The organism is Aeromonas molluscorum 848 (assembly GCF_000388115.1).
GTDB lineage: Bacteria > Pseudomonadota > Gammaproteobacteria > Enterobacterales > Aeromonadaceae > Aeromonas > Aeromonas molluscorum.
Map to the genome: position 1 here is coordinate 77,057 of NZ_AQGQ01000002.1, position 11,097 is coordinate 88,153.

Sequence of the window (11,097 nt, forward strand, 5' to 3'; positions counted from 1 at the left end):
ACGGCTGCAGCCGCCTTCTTTGGCATAAGACTGTGCTGTCCGGGGATATAGAACGACAAAGAGGTCATGATGAGTAAAGAAATCAAAACTCAGGTCGTAGTTCTGGGTGCTGGCCCTGCCGGTTATTCAGCTGCCTTCCGTGCCGCCGATCTGGGTCTGGATACCGTTATCGTCGAACGTTACTCCACCCTGGGTGGCGTCTGCCTGAACGTAGGTTGTATCCCGTCCAAGGCGCTGCTGCACGTCGCCAAGGTGATCGAAGAAGCCAAGGCGCTGGCCGATCACGGCATCGTCTTCGGTGCCCCGCAGACCGACATCACCAAGGTCCGCCTGTGGAAAGAGAAAGTCATCAACCAGCTGACCGGCGGTCTGGCCGGCATGGCCAAGATGCGTAAAGTTCAGGTTGTGAACGGCTTCGGCAAGTTCACCGGCCCCAACACCCTGGAAGTGACCGGCGATGACGGCACGACAGTCGTCAACTTCGACAATGCCATCATTGCCGCAGGTTCCCGTCCGGTGAAACTGCCGTTCATCCCCCATGATGACCCGCGCGTATGGGACTCTACCGATGCGCTGGAGCTGACTACCGTTCCTGGCAAGCTGCTGGTTATCGGTGGCGGCATCATCGGTCTGGAGATGGGTACCGTTTACTCCTCCCTGGGTTCCGAGATCGACGTGGTGGAATTTGCCGATCAGCTGGTACCGGCTGCCGACAAAGACATCGTCAAGATCTACACCAAGCGTGTTGCCAAAAAATTCAACATCATGCTGGAGACCAAGGTCACCGCAGTTGAAGCTCGTGAAGACGGCCTGTACGTCTCCTACGAAGGCAAGCATGCCCCGGCCGAGCCGGTTCGCTACGACAACGTGCTGGTCGCGGTCGGTCGTGTGCCGAATGGCAAGCTGATGGACGCCGAGAAAGCCGGTGTTGCCGTCAACGAGCGCGGTTTCATCGAAGTGGACAAGCAGTTGCGTACCAACGTGGCTCACATCCACGCCATCGGTGACATCGTCGGTCAGCCGATGCTAGCCCACAAAGGTGTGCACGAAGGCCATGTGGCGGCCGAAGTCATCGCCGGCAAGAAGCACTACTTCGACCCGAAAGTGATCCCGTCCATCGCCTATACCGAGCCAGAGATGGCTTGGGTTGGTCTGACCGAGAAGGAAGCCAAGCAACAGGGCCTGAACTTTGAAGTCGCCACCTTCCCGTGGGCTGCTTCCGGTCGCGCCATCGCATCAGACTGCTCTGACGGCATGACCAAGCTCATCTTCGACAAAGACAGCAACCGTGTCATCGGTGGCGCGATTGTCGGTACCAACGGCGGTGAGCTGCTGGGCGAGATCGGTCTGGCCATCGAGATGGGTGCCGATGCCGAAGATCTGGCGCTGACCATCCACGCCCACCCGACTCTGCACGAGTCCGTGGGTCTGGCTGCCGAGGTGTACGAAGGCTCCATTACCGATCTGCCGAACGCCAAGGCCAAAAAGAAGAAGTAATTCTCTTCTCTCAGCCCGATATAAAAAGCCGCTCTTCTGAGCGGCTTTTTTGTTTCTGGGTAAATAGTGAGATTTGTTTGGGGCTGGTTGCTATGCTGAGGGCTGCTACTTCACGCGATGGATCCTGCAATGCAAACACCAGCCACTCCTGACAACGAACGCCTGCGCCTCGATGCGCTGCGTCGTATGGCCATTTTGGATACTTCTGCCGAGGAAAGATTCGACCGGATCACCCGCATGGCCCGCAACATGTTCGATGTACCCATCTCGCTGATATCGCTGGTGGATGAGGATAGGCAGTGGTTCAAATCCTGCTGTGGCTTGCCTGTGCTGGAGACGCCGAGGGACATCTCCTTCTGCGGTCATGCCATTCTTGGCGATGACCTTTTCATGGTGGAGGATGCGACCCGGGATCTGCGCTTTGCCGACAATCCGCTGGTATCTGGCGATCCTCATATACGTTTCTATGCAGGCAGCCCGCTGCAGATTGCGGGGGGGTACAAGTTGGGAACCCTGTGCATCATAGATCGTAAGCCACGCCTGCTGGATGAGCGTCAGCGGGATTTGCTGACGGATCTGGCCGGCATGGTGGAACGCGAACTGGTAGCGATCCAGCTGGCCACCATGGATGAGCTGACCGGCATCACCAACCGCCGCGGTTTCATGCTGTTGGCACACAAAAGTCTGCAACTCGGTCATCGTCAGGGGCGAGCGGCGACCCTATTGTTTCTCGATCTCAACCGGTTCAAGGAGATCAACGACCGGCTGGGACACGACGTCGGTGACGATGCCCTGCGACAGATGGCGTGTCTGATGTGTGGCGTCTTTCGGGAAGCAGACATCTTCGCCCGACTGGGCGGGGATGAGTTTGCGGTATTGCTGCCGGGCACGGGGCCGGCAGAGGTGCCACCGGTGCTGGCGCGGCTGGATGAGGCCCTGGCCGGGTTCAACCGGGAGAGCGGCAAACCTTATCGGTTGAGCTGCGCGGTCGGAGTCGGGCACTATGATGCGCTCTCGCCGCCGGCGCTGGATCTGCTGCTGCAACAGGCGGACAAGCAGATGTACGATTGTAAAAAAGGGCGCTAGCAGCGCCCTTTTTTGGCTTGTCCCGGTGGACAGAAGGTGCCATAACCCCCGCGATCGCCGTCACTGACCCGGATCCGGGTATTGTCCACGCTGACATCGGCTCCGTGCACTCGCACAGGCCCGCTGCTACAGGCGCAAAGCAAAACCCCCCAGCAACATAGTCACAATCAGCTTACCCATAATACCTCCTGCTATTTTCTTGATTATGGGGCATTTCCAGGCCGGGACGGAGGCGAGTTTGCGAGTATGCGTCATGGTTTGCCGCTGATATGGCAGGGAGCGCCGCAGTGCTCCCTGCGTGTGGGGATTACAGCCGGAAATTGCCCACCAGCTTGTCGAGCTGACCGGAGAGCTGCTGCAGTCCTCGGCTGGAATCGGTGAGGCGGTGGGCAATGTCGGTAGTCTCCATGGTGAGCAGGTTGATATCTTCCACGTTGCGGTTGATCTCGCCCACCACGCTGGATTGCTCCTCGGTGGCGGTGGCCACCTGGATGTTCATGTCGCTTATCTGGGTGATGTGCGAGGTGATATGACCCAGAGCCTCGTTGGCCTTGTCGGCTTGTGCCACCACGGCCAGGCTCTGGCTGCGTCCCTCGGCCATGGCACTCACGGCGCGGGCGGACTGAGCCTGCAGGCTGTTGATCATCTTCTGGATCTCCTCGGTGGAGGCGGCGGAGCGGCTGGCGAGGTTGCGTACTTCGTCGGCCACCACGGCGAAGCCACGACCCTGTTCACCGGCCCGTGCGGCCTCGATGGCGGCGTTGAGTGCCAGCAGGTTGGTCTGCTCCGAGATGCTGCGGATGGTGTCGAGTATGCTGCCGATGGCATCGGTCTGACCGGCCAAAGAGCCAATTACGCCGGAGACCTCTTCCAGCTCGTTGGAGAGCCCCACTATGCCGTGGCGGGCTTGCGCCACCACGCCAGCCCCTGACTCTGCCTGCTCGTTGGCCTGCTTGGCGACTTCGGCGGCCAGGGAGGCATTGCCGGCTATCTCGCCGACGGTGGCTCCCATCTCGTGGATGGCGGTGGCGACCTGGACGGTGCGATCACGCTGGGCGGTGCAGTTGCGCTGGGTGAGCTGAGCCTGATTGGCGACCTCGGAGGCCGTGCTCGCCAACTGGCGCGAGTTGCTCGCCACCTCTTCGATGGCGCCATGGATGCGGGCAACGAAGTGGTTGAAGCTGCGCGCCACCTCGGCCAGCTCATCCTTGCCCTCGATCTCGGCCCGGCTGTCGAGCGCCAGATGTTCGGCCGCCTCGCCGATGTGGCGTTGCAAGAAGCTGACCCGACGACGCAGGCTGCTGAGGATCTGGCTCGAGACCAGCAAGGAGATGAGGATGGCGATCACTATGATGGCGATCATCTGGTTGCGGCCACTGCCATAACTCTCTTCACTCAGCTGGTTGCGCTGCTGGGCCTGGCTGATGAGGCCATCGAGCAGGGCGTTGGCCCCCTTGCGCATCACGCCGTAAGTCTGGCTGTAGCGATCGCGGTAGATGCCGCGCGCCACCTCCATCTGATCGTTTTCCAATGCCTGCAGCATGGGAGTCAGCTCGTCTCGCTCCATCTGTTCAAACTGGCTGAGCAGTTTCTGAGCCTCGGCCCGAGCGCTGGGATCAACTTGCGCATCCACCGCCTGCTGCATGGCCTGGCGCATCTCGGGAATGTCTTCGGTGCGCGTCTCCTTGACCCGGGTCAGTACCCCCTTCTCGTCGCGCAGGGAGCTGTCTTGCAGCAGCATCATGTCGATGCCGACCCGCATGCGCGGGATGCGCGAGGCAACCTCGGCCATGGCCCGCATCGGCGTGGCCGTGTTCTGATAGAGCTCATCAGCCTGACGCTTGATGTCGCCCATGCTGCGCAGGCTGGCGCCGCCGACCAGCAATAGAGCGATGCAAGGCACGGTGACGGCCAGTATGAGTTGAGACTTGAGGGTGATCTTTCCTGCGAGCATGGTGACTCCTTTAAGCTGCTGGGTTGGCCGCTAATCTAGCCGCTGTCGATGACAATTAGCGGTCTGGTACTGCGTGGGCACCCGGATATCCCTACCCGGGAGGGTTGCCCGCGCGGGGCCAGGGTCATCTCAATAGTTGCAGAGCGCGCCTGGGCGCGCTCTGGTCAGTGTCATAGCCGGAAGTTGCCGACCAGTTGGTCCAGCTCGCCGGAGAGTTGTTGCAGACTACGGCTGGAAGCCGTCAGCTGGTGGGCTATGTCCGCCGTCTCCATGGTGAGCTGGTTGATGTCTTCCACGTTGCGGTTGATTTCGCCCACTACGCTGGACTGCTCTTCGGTGGCGGTGGCCACCTGGATGTTCATGTCGCTTATTTGAGTGATGTGGGAGGTGATCTGGCCCAGGGCCTCGTTGGCCTTGTCTGCCTGGTTCACCACGGCCAGGCTCTGGCTATGCCCCTCGGCCATGGCACTCACGGCGCGGGCGGACTGAGCCTGCAGGCTGTTGATCATCTTCTGGATCTCCTCGGTGGAGGCGGCGGAGCGGCTGGCGAGGTTGCGCACCTCGTCGGCTACCACGGCGAAGCCACGACCCTGTTCACCGGCCCGGGCGGCCTCGATGGCGGCGTTGAGTGCCAGCAGGTTGGTCTGCTCCGAGATGCTGCGGATGGTGTCGAGTATGCTGCCGATGGCATCGGTCTGGCCGGCCAGGGAGCCAATCACCCCGGAGACCTCTTCCAGTTCACTGGAGAGCCCGACGATGCCGTGACGAGCCAGGGAAACCACGTCGGCTCCCGCCTCGGCCTGTTGGTTGGCCTGCTTGGCCACATCGGCGGCCAGGGAGGCGTTGCCGGCTATCTCGCCGACGGTGGCTCCCATCTCGTGAATGGCGGTGGCGACCTGGACGGTACGATCTCGTTGGGCTGTGCAGTTGTGCTGGGTGAGCTGAGCCTGCTCGGCAACCTGGGCGGCGGTGGCGGCCAGTTGGCGTGAGTTGCTGGCGACCTGCTCGATGGAGCCATGGATCTTGGCCACGAAGTTGTTGAAGCCTTTGGCGACCTCGCTCAGTTCATCCTTGCCCTCGACCTTGAGACGCTGGGTCAGGTCGCCATCGCCGCTACCTAACGCCCGGAACAAGCGGGCCAGTTCGTTGAGAGGACGGCTGACCGAACCTGCTAGCACCATGCCAAGCAGCCCCATGCCCAGGGCAATGGCCAGACTGACCAGCACGATGTGCAGGCGGGCCTTGTCGAGTTCGGCATAGATCTCGGCTTCGGGAACCTGCACCACCAGGTACCAGTCGAGCAGGGGAATATAGCTGGTGGCCAGCACCACTGCCTGGCCATCGACCTCGGCATGGCTGGCGGAAAACTCCTGCTTGGTGAGCAGCGCGACGGCATCCGGGCCGGCCAGCTGACTCAGCGTATCCCGATCGATGCGGGCGGCATCCGGATGCAGTTTCACCTTGCCGCTGCCATCGGTCATGAAGACGAAGCCGCTGTCACCGACCCGGAAGTTGGAGAGGGTGGCGACCATGGTGTCCAGGGATTTGGCGAGTCCGGCCAAGCCGCGGCCCCCCAGCTGCTGGAAGTTGACGAACAGCTTCATCTCGCCGTTGGCCTCGCGAAAGATGCTGAGCATCAGGTCCTGCTGGCTCTTGGTGTAGTCATAGAACCAGGCATCCTGGCTCTGGGTCAGGTTGCGCAGGAAGCCATCCTGGTTGTAATAGGCGGCGCTCTGCCTGTCGGCGAAGGAGGCGGTCACCAATCCGTATTGCTGGGTGAGATCCTTGAGCTGACTGATGAGGATGTCTTCCTGCTCCTTGGGCATGCCACGCGCCACCCAGTCCAGCACGAAGCGGTCATTGGCCAGCTGCTTGGCAGCGTTGGCCACCGAGTTGAGATCCTTTTCGATGTCCTTGCCGATGCGCTGGGTCAGGTTCGGCAGCTCTTGCTCGAACATGCGGGTCTCGATCAGCTGCTGGGCCGAGCGCTGGCTGAAGTAACCCACCAGCAGGCAGGAGAGCACCACGGCCAGGGTGACGGTGGTGATTATTTTCTGTTTGAGGGTCAGGCTTGCAAGCATGGCGTTGACTCGGGATCCGGTTGAAAAGGAGGTCATGATATTAGCGGCCGGAAGGGGGCGTTCTTGAGCCTGGGCTGGGTTTTATTCAGGGTTTGCGTTTGCGCGCACATGAGGAGGAGGATAGCTCGGTGTCATCTGGAATCAGGGGGCTCGCTGACGTCGGGGGCGAGCGGGCAGGGGAGCTTGGTACCTGTACCGGGAGCCATCTCGCCTCGTCGGGATAGAGGCTTGCTGTTCCCTGATTGCCCCTTATAGTAGGCTGCAATCATTGCAATGCCGCATCGACCCCATGGAAACTCATATGTACGCTGCTCGCCGGGAATGGACCCGCACTCTGCTTCTGTTGCTCGGCTGCCTGCCGTTGCTTGTCCTGTTCGGTGGCCAAGTCATGGCGAGTGAGCGCCCCAAAATCGCGCTGGTACTCAGTGGTGGTGGCGCCAAGGGCTCGGCCCACATCGGGGTGCTCAAGGTACTGGAAGAGAAGCGGATCCCGGTCGATATCGTCGTCGGCACCAGCATGGGCTCCTATGTGGCAGGCATGTATGCCATGGGTTATAGCGCCGAGGAGGTGGAGCGCACCACCCTGGCCATCGACTGGAACAAGGGGTATCAGGACAAGGTGGGGCGCAACGAGCTCTCCTTGCGCAAGAAGCAACAGAATGAACAGTACCAGTTGCGCACCGACATTGGCGTCAACGGCAATACGACCCAGTTGCCGGATGGTTTCTTCCAGGGCCAGTCCATGGCCAGCCTGCTGCGCTTTGCCACCTCCAACCTGCCGGTGCAAAAGAGTTTCAACGATCTGCCTATCCCCTATCGCGCGGTCGCGACCGACATGGAAACGGTGACCCCTTTCGTGCTTGAGCACGGCAGTCTCGCCAAGGCGATGCAGGCTTCGATGTCGATCCCGGGCGCACTCAAGCCGGTGGAGTGGGAGGGACACATCCTGGCCGACGGCGGTTCTGTCAACAATATGCCCGTCGATGTGGCCAAGGCCATGGGCGCCGATATCGTCATCGCGGTCGATATCAGTGCCAGATTGCGTACCAAGGAGGAGCTCAAGTCCGGGCTCGCCATGATAGATCAGCTCACCACCTATATGACGCAAGTGGGTACCGAGAAGCAGAAGGCGTTGATGGGGCCCAAAGATATCTTGCTGATCCCTGAGTTCGGCGGCATGGGTATCGCCGATTTTGCCCTGATGCCGGATGGCATTAAAGATGGTGAAGAGGTGGCCAGACGGGCCGCTGGCCAGCTCGATGGGCTATCGCTCTCCAAGGCGGATTATGCCGCCTATCGCAACCAGAAGCTGAGTCGCCGCGCCGAACGCAGCGGCCAGCCAGCCTACTTCATCGACAAGGTAGAGCTGGTCAACAATTCCCGCCTCTCCGACGAGACTATGATAGCCACCCTCAAGGTGCGTCCTGACAAGGTGCAGACCAACGAGAGCCTGGAAGCAGGCATTCGCCGCCTCTATGCGCTGGAGTCCTTCGATCGCATCACCTACCAGGTCGAGGAGCGCAACGGTGAGAACGTGCTGGTGGTCGATGCCAGCGAGAAGAACTGGGGGCCGGGTTATCTCAACTTCCAGCTTGGCTTCTCCGACGATTTCCAGAGCGATTCCAACTACAACGTCGGCATGTCCTACACCCTGACCAATGTGAACGATCTGGGTGCCGAGTGGCTGACCGAAGCCTCTCTCGGTACGGCCAAGCACGTCAAGACCGACTTCTACACCCCCCTTGAGTCGTCGCAGACCTTCTATGGCGAGGCGAGCCTGGGCTATGACAAGACCCAGCGTCGGCTCTTTGTCTCGCCGGACGAGGCGGGGTTCTTGCCAGTCAACTTTGTGGAGTCGGAATACAGCTTCTTCAGTGCGGATGCCTCCCTTGGGTGGAACCGTCAGCCCTGGAGCCGGGTCTCCATCGGCTTGAACGGCAAGATAGGCAATATCGAGCTGCAAAACTTCAAAGACGCCACCGTCGATGCCACCGCCTGGGGGCCTTATGTGCGCTTCGAACACGACACCCTTGATAGCCGCTACTTCCCCTATGAAGGGGTGCAGTGGGATGTCAGAGCGGGTTATACCCGGGTCTCCACGGACGATGGCACCGGCCTGGATGGCGACAAGAATTCGTCGGGTATCAGTTATCACCTCTCCCTCATCAAACCCTGGTCCTGGGACAGGCACAGTATCAACTTGTTGCTCGAGGGCGGCGGTCTGGACACCGATGAGGTTATCCCTCTCGACATTCAGGATCTTGGCGGCTTGTTCCGTCTATCCGGTTACCAACGCTATGAGCTATCCGGGCGCTACAGCCTGTTTGGCGGCTTGCGCTATATCTACCGGGTGGCGGACAACGACTTTGGCGCCCTGCGCGCTCCCCTCTATCTGGGCGGCTCCGTCGAACGCGGCGGGGTCTGGAATAAGGGCGAGGATATCAGCCTGGAGAGTTCCATTCTCGCCGGTTCTGTCTATGTGGGGATAGAGAGCTTCCTCGGTCCCATCTTCCTGGGCTACGGTATGGCGGAGGGCGGAAATGATGTCATCTACCTGCAACTGGGCAGTACCTTCGAATAGGGTGAAAATGCTGACAACTTGTTAAGTTGAATTCTCTGTGTTTTCTGTTAACAGCCAAAACATCAGCAACTTTAAATGGTTAGCTGGTTGAGGTGAATAAGTGTGCAGGGATTGGATTTTAATTACTCGTTAAAACTTATATAGTGGGGGGCACCCTAAGGGTGTCCCGCAAGGACGATCGCCGCCAGCCTGGGCGAGCCCCAAAAAAGACCAAAGAGGAATTAGTCGTGCTTGAAACCTACCGTAAACACGTCGAAGAACGTGCCGCCGAGGGCGTGGTTGCCAAACCTCTGAACGCAGAGCAAGTTGCCGCACTGGTTGAACTGTTCAAGGCCCCCCCCGCCGGCGAAGAAGATTTTCTGAAAGAGCTGTTGTCCTCCCGCGTCCCGCCTGGTGTCGATGAGGCCGCCTACGTCAAGGCTGGTTTCCTGACTGCGGTCGCCAAGGGTGAAACCCTGTCGCCTATTCTGAGCGCCGCCCAGGCGGTCGAGCTGCTCGGTACCATGCAGGGTGGCTACAACATCCAGCCGCTGATCGACCTGCTCGACCATGCCGAACTGGCCCCTCTTGCTGCCAAGGGCCTCTCCCATACGCTGTTGATGTTCGACTCCTTCCACGATGTGCAGGAGAAGGCCGAGGCCGGTAACACCTTCGCCAAACAGGTGCTGCAATCCTGGGCCGATGCCGACTGGTTCCTGAACCGTCCGGAGCTGGCCGAGAAGATCACCGTCACCGTCTTCAAGGTGACAGGCGAGACCAACACCGACGATCTCTCCCCTGCGCCGGATGCCTGGTCCCGTCCCGATATCCCGCTCCATGCCCTGGCCATGCTGAAAAACGCGCGCCCTGGCATCACCCCGGACAGCGACGGTACCGTCGGCCCCATCAAGACCATCGACACCCTGAAAGAGCAGGGCTTCCCGCTGGCCTATGTGGGCGATGTGGTCGGTACCGGCTCTTCCCGCAAGTCCGCCACCAACTCCGTGCTCTGGTTCATGGGCGACGACATTCCCTTCGTGCCGAACAAGCGCGCCGGTGGCGTCTGCCTCGGCGGCAAGATAGCCCCCATCTTCTTCAACACCATGGAAGATGCCGGAGCCCTGCCCATCGAGGTCGATGTTGCCAAGCTGAACATGGGCGATGTGATCGACATCTTCCCCTATGAGGGCAAGATCACCCGCCACGGCACCGATGAGGTGCTGGCCGAGTTCACCCTCAAGACCGACGTGCTGATTGACGAGGTGCGTGCCGGTGGCCGTATTCCGCTGATCATAGGTCGTGGCCTGACTGACAAGGCCCGCGAAGTGCTGGGGCTGCCGTTCTCTACCGTGTTCCGTCGTCCGCAACCTGTGGCCGATACCGGCAAGGGCTACACCCTGGCCCAGAAAATGGTCGGCAAGGCGTGCGGCGTGCAGGGCATTCGTCCGGGCACCTACTGCGAGCCGAAGATGACTACCGTCGGCTCTCAGGACACCACGGGCCCCATGACTCGCGATGAGCTCAAAGATCTGGCCTGTCTGGGCTTCTCCGCCGATCTGACCATGCAGTCCTTCTGCCACACCGCCGCTTATCCCAAGCCTATCGATGTGCAGACTCATCACACTCTGCCGGACTTCATCATGAACCGCGGTGGCGTCTCCCTGCGTCCGGGTGATGGTGTCATCCACTCCTGGCTCAACCGCATGCTGCTGCCCGATACCGTGGGCACAGGTGGTGACTCCCACACCCGCTTCCCCATCGGGATATCCTTCCCGGCGGGCTCTGGCCTCGTGGCCTTCGCTGCCGCCACCGGCGTCATGCCGCTGGATATGCCGGAATCCATTCTGGTCCGCTTCAAGGGCGAACTGCAACCGGGCATCACCTTGCGTGATCTGGTCCATGCCATCCCTTACGCCGCC

Annotated in this window: 6 protein-coding genes and 1 pseudogene; 4 read left to right on the forward strand and 3 right to left on the reverse strand. The window is 60.6% G+C overall.

Annotated features, from left to right (window positions below; all coding sequences use genetic code 11):
- Nucleotides 1–69 precede the first annotated feature (69 nt).
- Nucleotides 70–1,497 carry a dihydrolipoyl dehydrogenase gene (gene lpdA / locus G113_RS01080; protein WP_005891191.1) on the forward strand — a complete coding sequence of 476 codons (1,428 nt, stop codon included), beginning with the start codon at nucleotides 70–72 and terminating at the stop codon, nucleotides 1,495–1,497.
- A gap of 129 nt (nucleotides 1,498–1,626) precedes the next feature.
- Complete coding sequence (locus tag G113_RS01085; protein ID WP_005891193.1) at nucleotides 1,627–2,583, forward strand: GGDEF domain-containing protein; 957 nt, start codon at nucleotides 1,627–1,629, stop codon at nucleotides 2,581–2,583.
- Here G113_RS01085 and G113_RS22025 read toward each other — a convergent pair.
- The 3 genes and pseudogenes from G113_RS22025 to G113_RS01095 all read right to left on the reverse strand — a co-directional run bounded on the left by G113_RS22025 (nucleotide 2,580) and on the right by G113_RS01095 (nucleotide 6,618).
- Nucleotides 2,580–2,763 (reverse strand): annotated as a pseudogene (locus tag G113_RS22025) (hypothetical protein). The gene G113_RS01085 and the pseudogene G113_RS22025 overlap by 4 nt on opposite strands.
- Nucleotides 2,764–2,890: 127 nt before the next feature.
- Nucleotides 2,891–4,537 carry a methyl-accepting chemotaxis protein gene (locus tag G113_RS01090; protein ID WP_005891196.1) on the reverse strand — a complete coding sequence of 549 codons (1,647 nt, stop codon included), beginning with the start codon at nucleotides 4,535–4,537 and terminating at the stop codon, nucleotides 2,891–2,893.
- 170 nt (nucleotides 4,538–4,707) lie between these two features.
- The gene (locus G113_RS01095) at nucleotides 4,708–6,618 is read right to left on the reverse strand and encodes a methyl-accepting chemotaxis protein (protein WP_005891199.1); all 1,911 of its coding nucleotides are present in this window, start codon (nucleotides 6,616–6,618) and stop codon (nucleotides 4,708–4,710) included.
- A gap of 301 nt (nucleotides 6,619–6,919) precedes the next feature.
- Between G113_RS01095 and G113_RS01100 the strand changes: the two genes are divergently transcribed.
- Together G113_RS01100 and G113_RS01105 are read left to right on the forward strand one after the other, a co-directional pair.
- Nucleotides 6,920–9,199 carry a patatin-like phospholipase family protein gene (locus G113_RS01100; RefSeq protein WP_005891202.1) on the forward strand — a complete coding sequence of 760 codons (2,280 nt, stop codon included), beginning with the start codon at nucleotides 6,920–6,922 and terminating at the stop codon, nucleotides 9,197–9,199.
- 227 nt (nucleotides 9,200–9,426) lie between these two features.
- On the forward strand, nucleotides 9,427–11,097 hold a 1,671-nt coding region (locus G113_RS01105; RefSeq protein ID WP_005891204.1), incomplete at its 3' end, for a bifunctional aconitate hydratase 2/2-methylisocitrate dehydratase.

Bases quoted from the DNA above. Each gene is read 5' to 3' on its own strand.
- lpdA (WP_005891191.1), top strand. From the start codon at position 70: ATGAGTAAAGAAATCAAAACTCAGGTCGTAGTTCTGGGTGCTGGCCCT.
- G113_RS01085 (WP_005891193.1), top strand. From the start codon at position 1,627: ATGCAAACACCAGCCACTCCTGACAACGAACGCCTGCGCCTCGATGCG.
- G113_RS01090 (WP_005891196.1), bottom strand. From the start codon at position 4,537: ATGCTCGCAGGAAAGATCACCCTCAAGTCTCAACTCATACTGGCCGTC.
- G113_RS01095 (WP_005891199.1), bottom strand. From the start codon at position 6,618: ATGCTTGCAAGCCTGACCCTCAAACAGAAAATAATCACCACCGTCACC.
- G113_RS01100 (WP_005891202.1), top strand. From the start codon at position 6,920: ATGTACGCTGCTCGCCGGGAATGGACCCGCACTCTGCTTCTGTTGCTC.